Annotated in this window: 17 protein-coding genes; 11 read left to right on the plus strand and 6 right to left on the minus strand. The window is 55.3% G+C overall.

Translation table 11 applies throughout. The features are described 5' to 3' along the window. Positions 1-371: 371 nt before the first annotated feature. The 6 genes from ABLN87_RS12440 to ABLN87_RS12465 all read right to left on the minus strand — a co-directional run bounded on the left by ABLN87_RS12440 (position 372) and on the right by ABLN87_RS12465 (position 3,928). Positions 372-665: a hypothetical protein gene (locus tag ABLN87_RS12440; protein WP_353010653.1), complete on the minus strand. Its 294-nt coding sequence runs from the start codon at positions 663-665 to the stop codon at positions 372-374. Between the two features lie 6 nt (positions 666-671). Then, the gene (locus tag ABLN87_RS12445) at positions 672-1,553 is read right to left on the minus strand and encodes a type IV secretion system protein (protein WP_353010655.1); all 882 of its coding nucleotides are present in this window, start codon (positions 1,551-1,553) and stop codon (positions 672-674) included. Positions 1,554-1,555: 2 nt separating this feature from the next. Then, positions 1,556-1,792 (minus strand): EexN family lipoprotein, encoded by a 237-nt coding sequence (locus ABLN87_RS12450; protein WP_353010657.1) that lies wholly within the window; start codon positions 1,790-1,792, stop codon positions 1,556-1,558. A 249-nt stretch (positions 1,793-2,041) separates the two neighbouring features. Then, the gene (locus ABLN87_RS12455; RefSeq protein WP_353010659.1) at positions 2,042-3,103 is read right to left on the minus strand and encodes a YeeE/YedE family protein; all 1,062 of its coding nucleotides are present in this window, start codon (positions 3,101-3,103) and stop codon (positions 2,042-2,044) included. Between the two features lie 41 nt (positions 3,104-3,144). After that, the gene (locus ABLN87_RS12460; protein WP_353010747.1) at positions 3,145-3,453 is read right to left on the minus strand and encodes an ArsR/SmtB family transcription factor; all 309 of its coding nucleotides are present in this window, start codon (positions 3,451-3,453) and stop codon (positions 3,145-3,147) included. A gap of 100 nt (positions 3,454-3,553) precedes the next feature. After that, the gene (locus ABLN87_RS12465; RefSeq protein WP_353010661.1) at positions 3,554-3,928 is read right to left on the minus strand and encodes a hypothetical protein; all 375 of its coding nucleotides are present in this window, start codon (positions 3,926-3,928) and stop codon (positions 3,554-3,556) included. An 80-nt stretch (positions 3,929-4,008) separates the two neighbouring features. On the opposite strand from ABLN87_RS12465, the gene ABLN87_RS12470 reads away from it, so the two are divergent. The 11 genes from ABLN87_RS12470 (at position 4,009) to ABLN87_RS12520 (ending at position 14,071) form a co-directional block, all read left to right on the plus strand. After that, on the plus strand, positions 4,009-4,749 hold the full coding sequence (locus ABLN87_RS12470) for a cytochrome c biogenesis CcdA family protein (RefSeq protein ID WP_353010663.1): 741 nt from the start codon (positions 4,009-4,011) through the stop codon (positions 4,747-4,749). Positions 4,750-4,763: 14 nt separating this feature from the next. Beyond that, complete coding sequence (locus ABLN87_RS12475) at positions 4,764-5,342, plus strand: thioredoxin family protein (protein WP_353010665.1); 579 nt, start codon at positions 4,764-4,766, stop codon at positions 5,340-5,342. Positions 5,343-5,472: 130 nt separating this feature from the next. After that, positions 5,473-5,949, plus strand: a complete 477-nt coding sequence (gene soxX / locus ABLN87_RS12480) for a sulfur oxidation c-type cytochrome SoxX (protein WP_170536483.1) — start codon at positions 5,473-5,475, stop codon at positions 5,947-5,949. A 46-nt stretch (positions 5,950-5,995) separates the two neighbouring features. Beyond that, positions 5,996-6,412 (plus strand): thiosulfate oxidation carrier protein SoxY, encoded by a 417-nt coding sequence (gene soxY, locus ABLN87_RS12485; RefSeq protein ID WP_353010667.1) that lies wholly within the window; start codon positions 5,996-5,998, stop codon positions 6,410-6,412. Positions 6,413-6,448: 36 nt separating this feature from the next. Then, entirely contained in the window at positions 6,449-6,778 is a 330-nt protein-coding gene (soxZ, locus tag ABLN87_RS12490) for a thiosulfate oxidation carrier complex protein SoxZ (RefSeq protein ID WP_353010669.1), read from the plus strand. Between the two features lie 69 nt (positions 6,779-6,847). Next, complete coding sequence (gene soxA / locus ABLN87_RS12495; protein ID WP_353010671.1) at positions 6,848-7,693, plus strand: sulfur oxidation c-type cytochrome SoxA; 846 nt, start codon at positions 6,848-6,850, stop codon at positions 7,691-7,693. Between the two features lie 87 nt (positions 7,694-7,780). Then, complete coding sequence (gene soxB, locus ABLN87_RS12500) at positions 7,781-9,478, plus strand: thiosulfohydrolase SoxB (protein ID WP_353010673.1); 1,698 nt, start codon at positions 7,781-7,783, stop codon at positions 9,476-9,478. 24 nt (positions 9,479-9,502) lie between these two features. After that, a complete protein-coding gene (gene soxC / locus ABLN87_RS12505; RefSeq protein ID WP_353010675.1) occupies positions 9,503-10,765 on the plus strand; it encodes a sulfite dehydrogenase in 1,263 nt (420 codons plus the stop codon). Then, complete coding sequence (locus ABLN87_RS12510) at positions 10,749-12,074, plus strand: c-type cytochrome (RefSeq protein WP_353010677.1); 1,326 nt, start codon at positions 10,749-10,751, stop codon at positions 12,072-12,074. The genes soxC and ABLN87_RS12510 overlap by 17 nt, the downstream gene beginning before the upstream one ends. A gap of 2 nt (positions 12,075-12,076) precedes the next feature. Beyond that, positions 12,077-12,784, plus strand: a complete 708-nt coding sequence (locus ABLN87_RS12515) for a c-type cytochrome (protein WP_353010679.1) — start codon at positions 12,077-12,079, stop codon at positions 12,782-12,784. A gap of 24 nt (positions 12,785-12,808) precedes the next feature. After that, positions 12,809-14,071 carry an NAD(P)/FAD-dependent oxidoreductase gene (locus ABLN87_RS12520; RefSeq protein WP_353010681.1) on the plus strand — a complete coding sequence of 421 codons (1,263 nt, stop codon included), beginning with the start codon at positions 12,809-12,811 and terminating at the stop codon, positions 14,069-14,071. Positions 14,072-14,124 lie beyond the last annotated feature (53 nt).

A 14,124-nucleotide genomic window follows, 5' to 3' on the forward strand; every position in this document is an offset into this window, starting at 1 on the left:
GCACTCTCGATAGGCGTCGGACCAATGGCCACTTCCATGACTTTGGGGGCGGCGCAGCGAAACCTGTCACGCACATGCGAGCAAATTCCTCAGCAGCGAGGGTGGAGGATCCAAGGTGGGATTTGTCCGCGCTGTGAATTTGGCAGCCACCGAGTTTTGCAACTGCAGAGAATGTCTCCTCTTGCGGTCTGGATCGCACTGTGAGCGACGCCGACTGAACGTTGGCTAAATGTCGCCCTAGCTGAACGAGGTCGTTCTGCCGACGCGATGCTGCGCCCGCTCTATTTCGCTGACAGCGTATAGAGAGCATAAGTAGTTCGAATCATGTGCGTTTAAGGAACCTAAGCTTAAGCGGGATTTCAAACCAGAGGTTAAAGGCAGAAAACGCTGCGATAGTTGAGGTCTCCGCGCTTTCTGCATTTGAGTCTTCCTGACTGTGCGCTCAACATCACTAAGACTGAACGGCAGTTTTTTTGCGACTCAAGCGGCAATCGGATGAGAAAATGCAATCTCAGCAGTTCGCGAATCTTGGCTTGGCCTTCTGGTGTCTCGCCGTGGCGACGAAGCACTTCTTTCAATGCCTTAACTTTGGCTTTTGCTATGTTTTGGGCTTCAGGCTCGTGAATATCAGCCCGGGTGAAATTAGGGTTGTTTTCCTTGGTCATCGTCTACTAGCGCTCCCTGCTGGTTTGTTTCTGTGTCCGCCGACCGGCAGGCGGCGACCAAGATATCGTTCTGCACCTCTTTGAAGCGCACCTGTGGACGCCTGCGCACCCGCTGATAGCGCGGTGGCGATTGATGGTAGGAGAAAAAAAGAAAATGATGCCGGTGACGCCTGCGAAATAGAACATTGTCCGGGTCGCTGGAAGAACGTCAGTTTGCAGCACGGCTCGTTCCAGCATCAAGATGATGACGAGTGACAGGACGCAGATCAGCAGTTTGAAGATGAGAAAATTCAATATCTCCCCCAGCCAGAAGAAGAACCAGCCGCGTGTCACATCAAACAAGGCAAAGCAGATAAAGATCGGTCCTATTGCGGCCATGATGGCAAGGCCGATCGTCGCGACCAAGGTGAACACAAAGGCTGTGCCGGACAGAATGACCCCGCCCAGGAACATCGCGATCCCATAGTAAATTGGTCCAATGATCTTGCCTGCTAAACTCTGTGAGACGTGGTGCTGGAATACACGCTCGGCTATGCCAACAGATTTGGGAAATACAGGGTCCGACGGCAGTTGCCCGGTGCCGGAACCGCCAGTCAACGCATCAACAAAGTTGGGCAGGTCCCTGTTGATGACGTTGCCCACCCAGGTAGAATAGTCCCCTGCGGACGAGGCTAGGCTCCAAATGATCGCCAGTTTGATCCCACGAACGGCGAAGTCCAAAACGGGTTCCTGGATCGCACCTTTCATGATCCCGATGCCATAAAGGATGAGGTAGAGCGTCATCGCGGCCGGCAGAGGCGCTGTCAGCTCGGCCGACATGGTGCCCGCGATGGTGTTTGCAGTGTTGGTGATAGCGTCGATGAAGTCGCTATGGAGGTTTTGCCACATGCTCAATCTCCAAAGTATTTCTGTGCTGCGTCTAGGTTCGCGTCGCTCTCAGCGAGGCTTCTGGCGGTCTGCGCATTGGTGCAGTTCGCATCGGCCTGGGCGGCGTTCTGCGTTTCACAGCTCGCTAGAGATGCAGCTCGTTCCGTGGGGTTGTCGGTGAAGTGCTCGACAGTCTTGTTTTCCTCTTCCTTGCAGGCGGTGAGGACTACAAGGCACGTCATCATGACCCATCTGTTCATGCTCAGTCTCCGAAATATTCTTGGGCTACTGCAATGTTCTGCTGGCTGTTGACCAGCAGAGTTTCCGTTTGCCGCTGATCCTCAACTCTGGTCTGAGCCAAAGGGCGTGAGCGTATCTCAGTCCAATCACAGGTGACTGTATGGACAACAGGCTCATCGTATATTCTGCTTTCAGGTGCCCTCTCTATAATCGGGCATGATGTCTTGCAATTCCAAGTGACGTAAGGTGTACCGACGAAGGCTTACAACTTATCGTTCGGCTATGAAGGACAGCCCCGAAACAAGCTGTTTTAGGCCCAGCGTGGCACCTGCAAAGATTGCGGCAAATGTTACTGGCGCACTGTAGGCCAATAACGAGAAGGCCGATATGCCTTGTCCGACGCTGCATCCCACCGCGATGATTGCGCCGGGGCCCATAATCGCTGCCCCCAATATTTGCCGCTTGAGTTCACGCGGGTCCTCGCATGCCTCCCAGCGGAAATGACCTTTGGACCAAGACCCGATAAACGCGCCGATCAGAACGCCGGAAACTGATCCGACGGCAAAGGACAATGTGTTCCCGGACGCGGTCATGAGGTAGAGTATCGTATCACCCAATGGTGCGGCGAAGGTGTGGGTTTGGACCCTCTCAGCATCGAATCCGTATGTCGCGACCCAGTTTGTCCCAAGCCACCCAGAGACAATCGCCAACCCGACCACAGCGCCCCAAAAAACCTGCATAGGGGCTCGGCGAAAGCGATCATTTGCCAGTGCAAGCGCGATAAGGATGGTTCCAACAACTGACCCGAAGACCCACGCAGGTATCGAAATTAGCTGTTCTGCCAGATAGCTGAGGCTCTGGGGTGCACTGAGATTCATCTCCACTGGAAAAACCCAAACCCGTAGATGGGCCAGGGGGCCCGACATGGCGATATAGGCTGAAAGGCCCATGATCAGAACGATGACGAATGATCTAAGATCGCCACCACCTAGCCGCGCCAATGCGCCATAGCCGCAATTCCCGCTGATGGCCATTCCATAGCCGAACATCAGGCCGCCTACGATCGAACCAATCGGGTTCCATGTCTGCGCAAGATATCGTGTTTCGACGGGATCAAGCCATCCAAACCCCATGGCCGCATGGCTACCAAGGATCGCCACACCGATGGCGATGGCCCACATGCGCATCCGCCGGTCATCATCTGCATACAGATAATCCTCGATTGCACCCAATGTGCAGAACCGACCGATACGTGCAGCAAGACCCAAGACCATGCCACCCATCAGGCCAATCAGCGCAACGGTATTTGCGTCTCCCAATGTTTCGAGCATGGCCAGTCTCCTCCCAAAGCTGGCGGTTTCTTGAGCGGCCTCTACTTCTCCCTACAGAAAAGATCGTAGACGACTTCCAGGATTTGCGTCGATCGATCATCAGCCAGGCTGTAGTAGATTGTTTTGCCTTCGCGCCGTGTTTTGACCAGACCTTCGAACCGCAAGCGCGACAGTTGCTGTGACACGGCCGCTTGTCGGGCCGATAGCATCTCTTCCATCTGGGTCACGGATTTCTCGCCCGAAGACAGGTAACACAAGATCATCAGACGTCCCTCATGGCTGATTGCCTTCAGGAAGTTTGATGCCGTCTGGGCATTCTCCATCATTCTGTCCAGGTCTTCTGCACACATGTCCTTTGTGAACACTGGCAGTTTCGATGGTTTGTCCAACAAGATCGCCCCGCTTTCTCGGCTTCATGCATTCAAATCAGTTTATGTGATTTGTTGCGGTTTATCCAGAAGTCTCAATATCTATCCCGGCGTCATGCATCAAAGCGCCCAGCAATCCCCAGAAAAAGTCCTCGCCCGGATAGCCTTCAATCCGGCCCACTTCCTGTCCGTTGTCCAGCAGAACAAAGGTCGGTGTATAGTAAAGAGGTTTTTCCAAGGCGATATCGCCCGGGGTTGCTTGGCGAATATCAAGCCGTCGCAGTGGTGCTGCTTTTCCTTCGGGTGTCTTGGGATAAATCTCAGCGATTTCATCATCCCAGCGGGCACACCACATACATCCGTCCTCTTCGACCATCAAAAGGGTCATTTCGGCCCGTGAAACCACAGGGAAAACCAGCAATGTGATTGCCAAAGACAGCAGAAACAGGTGGCGCATCTCAAGCTCCGATTGACCGCTACGATATATCTTTACTATTTTGAATGTGTGAATGATAGCCTGACAGGACCGTTTTGACCATGTTCGACATCACATTTGCAGGAGCTGTCGTCGCCGGTCTTTTGTCCTTTCTTTCCCCGTGCATTTTGCCGATTGTCCCGTTTTACCTCAGCTATCTGGCAGGGGTCGGGATGGAGCAGATCTCGGCAGGCGCTGAGATTCCCGCCAATACACGTCGCCGCGCGACGCTTTCGGCGATTGCGTTCGCGGCAGGCATCATCACGATCTTTATGGCGCTTGGCGCGACGGCGTCGATTTTCGGACAATTGGTTCGAGAATATTTTGACATCCTGCGCTGGATTGCTGCGGCAATCATCATCGCGATGGGCCTGCATTTTCTTGGGCTCATTCGCATCGGGTTTCTGTATCGCCAGTATCGTGCGGATGTTGGCGAAACCTCGAATGTTAGCTTGATCGGGGCCTATGTGCTTGGCTTGGCTTTCGCGTTTGGCTGGACACCCTGTGTGGGGCCCGTGCTTGCCGCGATCCTGTTCACGGCAGCAGGGACCGAGGCCGCGTGGCGGGGCGCGTTGCTTTTGTTCGCCTATGGGGTGGGAATGACAGCCCCGTTTGTTCTGGCGGCGTTTCTGGTGCGCCCGTTCATGCAATGGATGGCGCGGTTCAGGAAGCATTTGCCTTTGATCGAAAAGGCGATGGGGTGTCTGCTGATCCTGTTCGGCGTGTTGATCGCCACCAATTCCATCAATCACATCGCGCAATGGATGCTGGACCATATGCCGTGGCTTGCGACCATTGGCTAATAGCGGAGGATGTTATGAAACGAGCCTTATCAATTCTGGTCTTACTTCTATTGGGTGCCCCAGTTTCTGCCGCGGAACTGGGGGATGACGGGCTGCACAAAACGCCGTGGATGCGTGACACGTTCAAGGACCTTCGAGAAGATCTTGAAGAGGCCTCGGGCGAAGGTAAGCGATTGGTTTTGTTCATAGAACAGCAGGGCTGCATCTATTGCAAAAAGATGCACGAGGAGGTGTTCCCACAGCCCGATCTGGCAACGTATATCGAAGAAAACTTCTTTGTCGTACAGATGGATTTGCATGGCAGCACCACAGCAACCGACTTTGACGGGCAAGAAGAAGAGCAAAGAGCATTGATGCGCAAATGGGGGATTCTGTTCACCCCAACGCTTGTTTTCCTGCCTGAAGAGGTCTCTGAAGACGCCACAGCCATCCAGGCAGCGGTTGCTGTCATGCCGGGGGCGTTCTCAAAATCAACTACCTTGGATCTTTTCACCTGGGTTGATGAGAAACGCTACGACCTTGAGAATGGTGAAGATTTTCAACGGTATCACGCGCGGCGCATTCAGGAGCGCAACAATGTTTCGCAAGATTAGGTCTGTCGTTACAAATAAAAAAATTCAATAAGATGAATTTAATGTTGCGAAGAGCATTACCCGTCGACTACGGTACACAAAAGCTTTGGGTCGCAAAGCGCCATCGGCGCGGTAGCAAATGGGAGGGATCATGAAGCTGAGACTCTTAACATTGGTCTGCACGGTGTCGGGTGTTGCCGCATTTGCAGCGGATACAGGGCCGAAAGACGTAACCTATGATGACTACGGCGCGGTCGAGGTTTCTCTGACCGGGGTTGCTGGCGATGTTGCAAACGGCGCGCTCATTGTTGGGGATAAGTCGAAAGGCAACTGTGTGGCCTGCCACGCAGTCTCGGCTTTGGCGGACATTCCATTTCATGGCGAAGTTGGGCCGATGCTGGACGGGGCGGGTGATCGCTGGTCCGAGGCCGAGCTTCGTGGGCTGGTGGCAAATGCAAAGATGACGTTCGATGGAACGGTCATGCCCGCATTCTACAAGGATGACGGCTATATCCGTCCTGGTGATGCCTATACGGGCAAAGCGCCGACAGCGCCTTTGACGTCGATCCTGACAGCACAGGAAATTGAAGATGTGGTCGCGTTTCTCGCGACCCTGAAAGAACAATAACTGCGCCTTCTGGCGTGACTTTCCGAAGATTCAAAGGAGATTGAAAATGGAACTCTCTCGCCGCGAGACTCTGGCCCTTGGCCTAGGCGCCGCGTTCCTGACAATGATGCCGCTCCGCGCAAATGCAGCCGCTGAAGGTGCGATTGCCGCGTTCACAGGCGGTGCGGATATGGTTGATGGCGGTGTCACGTTGACTGCACCGGAAATCGCCGAAAACGGAAACACCGTGCCAATCGAAGTCAGTGCACCGGGCGCGGCGTCTATTCTGATCGTCGCGGCCGGCAACCCCGAACCGGGCGTTGCAACCTTCAACTTTGGCCCGTTGGCGGCGGAACAAGCCGCATCAACTCGCATCCGTCTGGCCGGTACGCAGGATGTCATCGCTGTGGCCAAGATGGCTGATGGCAGCTTTGCCAAGGCATCCGCGACCGTAAAAGTGACAATTGGCGGCTGCGGCGGCTGATCGCCACGCGCGCCTCGAAGAACAGGAGATTAATCCATGGCATCCGGTGTAAAACCCCGCGTCAAGGTTCCAAAGACAGCCGCGGCTGGTGAAACCATCACGATCAAAACGCTGATCAGCCACAAGATGGAAAGCGGCCAACGCAAGGACAAAGAAGGCAACGTCATCCCGCGTTCGATCATCAACCGTTTCACCTGTGAGTTTAATGGCGAAATGGTGGTTGACGTGACGATGGAGCCGGCGATTTCGACCAACCCGTATTTCCAGTTTGAAGCCGTCGTGCCCGAAGCCGGTGAGTTCGTCTTCACCTGGTACGATGATGACGGTTCTGTTTATGACGAGAAAAAATCGATCGAGATCGCCTGACGGCTCGACACTAAGGCAGATCAGCGCTGGTCCAAGAAGCTGGCGCTGATCCACCAAGGGAGGAACGTAATGAATACCAAGGCATTGACGGCGATCGCGGCAATTCTGGCTTTCCCAGTGGCAGCAATGGCCGGACCGGATGAAGACAGTCTTGTGATTAATGATGAGCTGGATATGACCTCGGTGGCCAAGGCGCCGGCACATCTGGAAAATCTGGATACGATCTATTCGGGTTGGCACTTCCGCACGGATGAAACACAGGCTCTGCAAATCGATGATTTCGACAATCCGGCGATGATCTTCGTCGATCAGGCTATCGACCTGTTCGAGGCGGTTGATGGCGCCGCTGGTGAAAGCTGTGCGTCCTGCCACGATGGGGTAGAGAGCTTTGAAGGGCTTCACGCGTCTATGCCCAAGGTTGATGCTGAAAGCGGCAAGCTGGTTGTCATGGAAGACCTGATCAACAAATGCCGCACGGATCGTATGGAAGCGGATGCCTGGAAATGGTCCGGAGGCGACATGCAGGGAATGGTCGCTCTGATCGGTTTGCAGTCGCGCGGATTGCCAATGAACGTTGCGATCGATGGCGATGCCGCCCCGTACTGGGAGCAGGGCAAAGACATGTACTACACCCGCTACGGCCAGCTAGAGCTAAGCTGCGCCAATTGTCACGAAGACAATTGGGGCAACATGATCCGTGCCGACCACCTGAGCCAGGGTATGATCAACGGGTTCCCGACCTATCGCCTGAAACAGGCCAAGCTGATCTCGCGCCACAATCGCTTCCGTGGTTGCATCCGGGATACGCGCGCCGAAACATTTGCTGAAGGGTCGGATGAGTTCCGTGCCTTGGAGCTCTATGTAGCATCCCGAGGCAATGGGCTTTCAGTCGAAACCCCGGCTGTACGCCAGTAACAACGGGCCCGCGCAAGCAATGCTCTGCGCGGGTTTTTAGTAAAAGTAACATTCACATATTTATATGTGAAATAGGAAAGCTGATTGATGATTTCGCGACGTGACTTCTTGCAGGTTTCAATGGCGGCCTCGGCGCTCTATGGGGCGTCCGGTTTCGGCAATTGGGCCAGACTTGCCGCACAGCAAAGCCTGACACAGGATCAACTGTTGGAGTTCGAGACTTTTGGCAACATCAGCCTGATCCATGTCACCGACATTCACGCGCAACTCAAACCGATCTACTTCCGTGAGCCCGAGATCAACCTTGGTATTGGCGATGCGCGAGGGCAGATGCCTCATGTCACAGGGGCGGCTTTCCGCAAGGCCTACGGGATCGAAGATGGAAGCCCGTCGGCCTATGCGCTGACCTACAATGATTTCTCTGCGCTGGCGAAGACCTACGGTCGGGTCGGTGGATTGGACCGGGTTTCAACTGTCATCAACGCCATTCGTGCAGACCGTCCCGATGCGCTCCTGTTGGACGGTGGCGACACCTGGCACGGGTCTTACACCTGCTATCAGACGGCGGGTCAGGACATGGTCAATGTCATGAACGCGCTGAAACCCGATGCAATGACCTTCCATTGGGAGTTCACACTGGGCAGCGACCGGGTGAATGAAATTGTTGAAGGTTTGCCCTTTTCGGCCTTGGGTCAGAACATCTTTGACGCCGAATGGGATGAGCCTGCTGAGCTGTTCCAGCCCTACAAGCTCTTTGACCGAGGTGGCGCAAAGGTCGCCGTGATCGGCCAGGCCTTCCCCTACATGCCCATTGCGAACCCGGGCTGGATGTTCCCCGAATACTCGTTCGGTATCCGGGACGAAAACATGCAGGCCATGGTCGATGAGGTTCGCGATGCCGGTGCCGATGTCGTTGTCGTCCTCAGCCATAACGGCTTTGACGTAGACAAAAAGATGGCAGGCCGGGTGCAAGGGATCGACGTGATCCTAAGCGGCCACACCCATGACGCACTGCCCGAGCCGGTACTGGTCGGTAAAACGCATATCATCGCGTCGGGCTCGAACGGCAAGTTTGTCAGTCGCGTGGATCTCGACGTAAGGGATGGGCAGATGATGGGGCTGAAGCACAAGCTGATCCCGATCTTCTCTGACGTCATCGCCCCTGATCCTGCGATCACCGCTCTGATAAATGATCAGCGCGCGCCTTATGAGGATGCGCTGAGTGAGGTGATCGGCAAAACAGATTCGTTGCTCTACCGCCGCGGAAACTTCAACGGCACCTGGGATGACCTGATTTGCGATGCCCTGATCAATGAGCGTGAGGCAGACATCGCGATGTCGCCCGGCGTCCGTTGGGGGCCATCAATCCTGCCGGGACAAGATATCACGCGCGAAGACATCTGGAACGTCACATCGATGTCGTATCCCAATGCCTATCGCACAGAAATGACAGGCGAATTCATCCATGTGATCCTCGAGGATGTCGGTGACAACCTGTTCAATCCCGATCCCTATTACCAGCAGGGCGGCGATATGGTTCGCGTCGGTGGGCTTGGCTACCGCATCGATGTGAACAAGCCACAAGGGCAGCGGATTAGCGAAATGACCTTGCTCAAAACGGGTGAAGCGATTGATCCGTCGAAAACCTACGTCGTGGCTGGTTGGGCCAGTGTCAACGAAGGCACCGAAGGTCCCCCGATCTGGGATGTCGTCGAAAATCACATTCGCAACCTTGGCACTGTCACGGTGCAAGAGAACACCAGCGTCGATGTTGTTGGCGCTTAAGAAACAGATGGAGACCTAAGAGATATGGATGACGCGTTCAAACCGTCCCGTCGGGCCTTCCTGAAAGGCAGTGCTGCGGTAGCGGCAGGCTCAGTCGCGGGTGCGGCTGCGGCAGACACGCCGGACCCCCTTATCACCGAGCTTCAGGATTGGGCGTCCTACACGGGTGCGGGCGTCGATGAGACGCCGTATGGGATGCCGATCACCTTTGAATCCCATGTCGTGCGCCGCAATGTGGAATGGCTGACCGCCTCTCCGATTTCGTCGATCAATTTCACGCCGATCCATGCGCTCGAAGGCACGATCACGCCGCAAGGCTGCGCTTTTGAACGCCACCACTCGGGCGCGATTGAGCTGCGCAAGGAAGACTATCGCCTGATGATCAACGGGCTGGTCGATCGCCCGCTGGTCTTCACCTACGACGATATCGAACGTTTCCCTCGCGAAAACCATGTGTACTTCTGCGAATGTGCCGCAAATACAGGGATGGAATGGGCCGGAGCGCAACTCAACGGTGTTCAGTTCACCCATGGCATGATCCACAACATGGAATACACCGGCGTTCCGCTGCGCACACTGCTGCAGGAAGCGGGCGCCGATGTCTCACCTGACAAATGGGTCTATGTTGAGGGCGCGGATGCGTCATCCAATGGCCGCTCCATTCCGATGGAAAAAGCGCTGGATGACGTGTTGGTGGCTTTCAAGGCAAATGGTGAAGCACTGCGCATGGAACATGGTTACCCCGTGCGACTGGTTGTTCCGGGCTGGGAAGGCAACATGTGGGTCAAATGGCTGCGCCGGATCGAGGTTGTCGATATGGCCGTGGAAAGCCGCGAAGAAACATCAAAATACACTGATGTCTACGCCGATGGCACAGCCCAGAAATGGACTTGGGCGATGGATGCAAAATCCGTCATCACCTCACCCAGCCCGCAAATGCCGATCAAACATGGACCGGGACCTTTGGTCATTTCCGGGCTTGCATGGTCAGGCCACGGACAAATTACGCGCGTCGATGTGTCCAAGGATGGTGGGATTACTTGGGAGACGGCGCGTCTTGGCAAGCAGGGGGACAGCAAGGCTTTGACGCGTTTCTATCTCGACACGAATTGGGACGGGGCGCCGATGTTGTTGCAGGCCCGGGCGATAGATGAGACCGGCTATGTGCAGCCGACCAAAGACCAACTGCGCGAAAAGCGCGGAGAAAACTCGGTCTACCACAATAACTGTATCCAGACTTGGTACGTGAGCGCAGAAGGGATCGCCGAGAATGTCGAAGTCTCTTAGTCATGTTTTCCTGCCTGTATTCGGCGGCACCGCGTTAGTGCTTGCTGCGGCAGTGGCTATAGCGAACCGGAATTACGGCCAATCGCAGATCGAAACCTTGGAAACCCGGATCAGTCAGGTTGAGGCGCACGCAGCTACAGCCCAGGAAAACGCGCAAGCAGAGGCCAGCCGGGCAGCCGAACTGGCGGCCAAGGTCGAAGAGATTCAGGTCGCAGCAGCCGAGCGGGTCGCAAACGGGATGAACCTGACCGCGCCCGCGCCAAGTACCGAGGGCACATACGGGCTTGGACGTCCTGCACTGGAGGAAGAGATCGCGGCCTGGGACGTTGACGTCTTGCCCGACGGGCGTGGCTTGCCCGTTGGATCAGGCGATGTCTGGACCGGGGAAGAAGTGTTTGTCGACCGGTGTGCGTCCTGTCACGGAGAGTTCGCCGAAGGCGCCGACAATTGGCCTGTTCTAGCCGGTGGTTTCGACACGCTTGCCGACGACGATCCTGTAAAAACCGTTGGGTCCTACTGGCCGCATTTGTCGACTGCTTGGGACTATATTTCCCGCTCTATGCCCTTTGGCGAGGCAGGTACGCTGACCGCGGATGAGACCTATGCGATCGTCGCCTACATCCTTTATTCCAACGATCTGGTGGATGACGATTTCGAGCTCAACCAGGAAAACTTCGCCGATTTTGAGATGTACAACATGAACGGTTTTGTCGTCGATGTACGTCCTGAAACTGAGTACGCCGAGTGGCGGCAAGAGCCATGCATGGAGAACTGCAAGTCAGAAGCCGCCGTCACGATGCGCTCTGTCTTTTTGGTGGAGACGCCGCCCGAAGGTGGTTCAAACTCAGTCATGAACGACTCCAGCGCGGACGAATTGCCGATGTTTACGGCTGAAGGTCCTTCGTTCATTCCAGCTGCGGCGCCAAAGCCCGAGGACGAAGCTGCTGCAACGCCAGCCGTTCAGGAACCCAGCGATACGGACGGAACCACAGAAGTGTTTGCCGCTGGCGAGAAAGTCTTCAAGAAATGCAAAGCCTGTCATCAGGTCGGCGAAAGTGCGAAAAACAGCACAGGGCCCGTATTGAACGGGATCATCGGTGCCAATGCAGCCTCAGTCGAAGGGTTCAAATACTCCAAGGCCATGAACGCCGCTGCTGAGGGGGGGCTTGTCTGGACTGACCAGGAAATGGCGGCCTTCCTGACGAAACCCAAGGAGTATATAAAAGGCACACGTATGTCTTTTGCGGGGCTTAAGAAATCTGACGATATCGACGCTGTAATCGTCTATCTCAAGTCGTTCGGAAACTGATCATGCGCTGGTCGGGTATACTGACCTGTGCGGCGGTCGCGATGGCGACCACCTCGTCGTCCAGCGCAACCGAAGACCTGGGCGACGCCGAAGCCGGGAAAGTGGTGTTTGCCAAATGCAAAGGATGTCATCAGGTCGGTGAGGGTGCCAAAAACAAAATCGGCCCGCATCTGAATGGCGTTTTTGGACGCAAAGCGGCAGGCCTTGACGGGTTCAATTACTCCAAGAGCCTTGAGCGTGCTGGAAATTCGGGCCTGGAATGGCACGCTGATACACTGTCGGCCTATATTGAAAATCCACGTGCCTTTGCGTCTGGAACACGGATGAGTTTCCGTGGTCTGAAAAAACCCGAGGACCGCGCCAACATCATCGCCTATTTGCGTGGATTTTCTGACAATCCGCAGGACATCCCCGAAGCGGACCCAACGGCCAGGGGCACGGATCATTCTGTCGATCCGGCGATACTGGCTATTCAGGGCGACCCGGAATATGGCGCCTATCTCAGCAGCGAATGTACAACTTGCCATCAGATCGAAGGGGGCGACGCTGGCATCCCGTCAATCGTCTATTGGCCAGACGAAGATTTCGTGGTCGCGATGCATGCGTACAAAGACAAACAGCGCCCTCATCCGGTCATGCAGATGATTGCCGGACGGCTTAGCAATGACGAGATCGCGGCATTGGCGGCCTATTTCAATAATCCAGAATAACAGCGCAATACGGGAGGAAACGCGATGACATTCAACAGACGAACGTTCTTGGGGGCCGCAGGTGTTGTGGCGGCTGCTCTATCGGCGCCGATGGTGCTGGCGCAAGGCAAGCCCCGTGTCGTTGTTGTTGGTGGGGGCGCGGGTGGTGCAACCGCCGCGCGCTACATCGCCAAAGACAGCAAAGGTGAGATTGACGTAACTCTGATCGAGCCATCGCGGACCTACTATACCTGCTTTTTCTCAAATCTGTATCTGGCAGGGTTTCAGGAGCTCTCGGATATTGCGCATAGCTATGGTGCTCTGGCGGCGAACTACGGGATCAACGTGGTCCATGATTGGGCCGTTGGTGTTGATCGTGATGCCAAGACGGTGTCCTTGGCTGGGGGCGGGTCCGTTCCCTACGACAAGCTAATCCTGAGCCCGGGTATCGACTTTGTCGATGGTGCGGTCGAAGGCTGGGATGTTTCGGCGCAAAACAAGATGCCGCACGCCTACAAGGCCGGATCGCAGACCGAGCTTTTGAAAGCGCAGGTTATGGCAATGCCTGAGGGCGGTACGTTTGCAATGGTTGCGCCGCCAAACCCATACCGTTGCCCACCAGGGCCTTATGAGCGTATTTCCATGGTGGCCCATGTTCTGAAAGAGAATAATCCAACAGCCAAAATTATCATCGCCGACCCCAAGCCGAAATTCTCAAAAATGGCTTTGTTCCAGGAAGGCTGGGCAAACCACTACGAAGGTATGGTCGATTGGATCGGAGAGGACTTTGGTGGTGGTAATGTTTCAGTGAATCCGGACGCAATGACCGTGACCATCGACGGCGAAGAAACCAAGGTTGATATCTGCAACGTCATCCCGGCGATGAAGGCCGGACGTATTGCGGAGATGGCTGGTGTGACCGATGGCAACTGGGCGCCGGTGAATGCGGCCGACATGTCCTCGAAGGCTGATCCGGATATCTATGTTCTTGGCGATGCGAGCCAGCAGGGTGACATGCCGAAATCCGGTTTCTCGGCCAACAGTCAGGCAAAGGTCTGCGCGAATGCCGTGCGCGGTGCATTGACCGGGTCCAAAGTGTTTCCAGCCAAGTTCTCGAATACATGTTGGTCACTGATCGACACCAATGATGGTGTGAAGGTTGGCGCGACCTATGAAGCGACGCCTGAGAAGATTGCCAAGGTGGACGGCTTTATCAGCCAAACCGGCGAAGATGCCGATCTGAGGAAAGCAACCTACGAGGAATCGCTGGGTTGGTATGCGGGTATCACCTCGGACATGTTCAGCTAAGGGCTTCGGGGGATTTGACCCGTGTCAAAGCCACCGAAAGACAATCTGCGAAA

The sequence above is a fragment of the Ruegeria sp. SCP10 genome (assembly GCF_040329495.1).
Taxonomy (GTDB): domain Bacteria; phylum Pseudomonadota; class Alphaproteobacteria; order Rhodobacterales; family Rhodobacteraceae; genus Ruegeria.

What these genes read in the sequence shown, in the direction of transcription:
- soxY (WP_353010667.1), top strand. Translation starts at nt 5,996, where the DNA reads ATGGAACTCTCTCGCCGCGAGACTCTGGCCCTTGGCCTAGGCGCCGCG.
- soxX (WP_170536483.1), top strand. Translation starts at nt 5,473, where the DNA reads ATGAAGCTGAGACTCTTAACATTGGTCTGCACGGTGTCGGGTGTTGCC.
- ABLN87_RS12515 (WP_353010679.1), top strand. Translation starts at nt 12,077, where the DNA reads ATGCGCTGGTCGGGTATACTGACCTGTGCGGCGGTCGCGATGGCGACC.
- ABLN87_RS12465 (WP_353010661.1), bottom strand. Translation starts at nt 3,928, where the DNA reads ATGCGCCACCTGTTTCTGCTGTCTTTGGCAATCACATTGCTGGTTTTC.
- ABLN87_RS12440 (WP_353010653.1), bottom strand. Translation starts at nt 665, where the DNA reads ATGACCAAGGAAAACAACCCTAATTTCACCCGGGCTGATATTCACGAG.
- soxZ (WP_353010669.1), top strand. Translation starts at nt 6,449, where the DNA reads ATGGCATCCGGTGTAAAACCCCGCGTCAAGGTTCCAAAGACAGCCGCG.
- soxA (WP_353010671.1), top strand. Translation starts at nt 6,848, where the DNA reads ATGAATACCAAGGCATTGACGGCGATCGCGGCAATTCTGGCTTTCCCA.
- ABLN87_RS12450 (WP_353010657.1), bottom strand. Translation starts at nt 1,792, where the DNA reads ATGAACAGATGGGTCATGATGACGTGCCTTGTAGTCCTCACCGCCTGC.
- soxC (WP_353010675.1), top strand. Translation starts at nt 9,503, where the DNA reads ATGGATGACGCGTTCAAACCGTCCCGTCGGGCCTTCCTGAAAGGCAGT.
- ABLN87_RS12460 (WP_353010747.1), bottom strand. Translation starts at nt 3,453, where the DNA reads ATGTGTGCAGAAGACCTGGACAGAATGATGGAGAATGCCCAGACGGCA.
- ABLN87_RS12445 (WP_353010655.1), bottom strand. Translation starts at nt 1,553, where the DNA reads ATGTGGCAAAACCTCCATAGCGACTTCATCGACGCTATCACCAACACT.
- ABLN87_RS12470 (WP_353010663.1), top strand. Translation starts at nt 4,009, where the DNA reads ATGTTCGACATCACATTTGCAGGAGCTGTCGTCGCCGGTCTTTTGTCC.
- ABLN87_RS12520 (WP_353010681.1), top strand. Translation starts at nt 12,809, where the DNA reads ATGACATTCAACAGACGAACGTTCTTGGGGGCCGCAGGTGTTGTGGCG.
- ABLN87_RS12475 (WP_353010665.1), top strand. Translation starts at nt 4,764, where the DNA reads ATGAAACGAGCCTTATCAATTCTGGTCTTACTTCTATTGGGTGCCCCA.
- ABLN87_RS12510 (WP_353010677.1), top strand. Translation starts at nt 10,749, where the DNA reads ATGTCGAAGTCTCTTAGTCATGTTTTCCTGCCTGTATTCGGCGGCACC.
- ABLN87_RS12455 (WP_353010659.1), bottom strand. Translation starts at nt 3,103, where the DNA reads ATGCTCGAAACATTGGGAGACGCAAATACCGTTGCGCTGATTGGCCTG.
- soxB (WP_353010673.1), top strand. Translation starts at nt 7,781, where the DNA reads ATGATTTCGCGACGTGACTTCTTGCAGGTTTCAATGGCGGCCTCGGCG.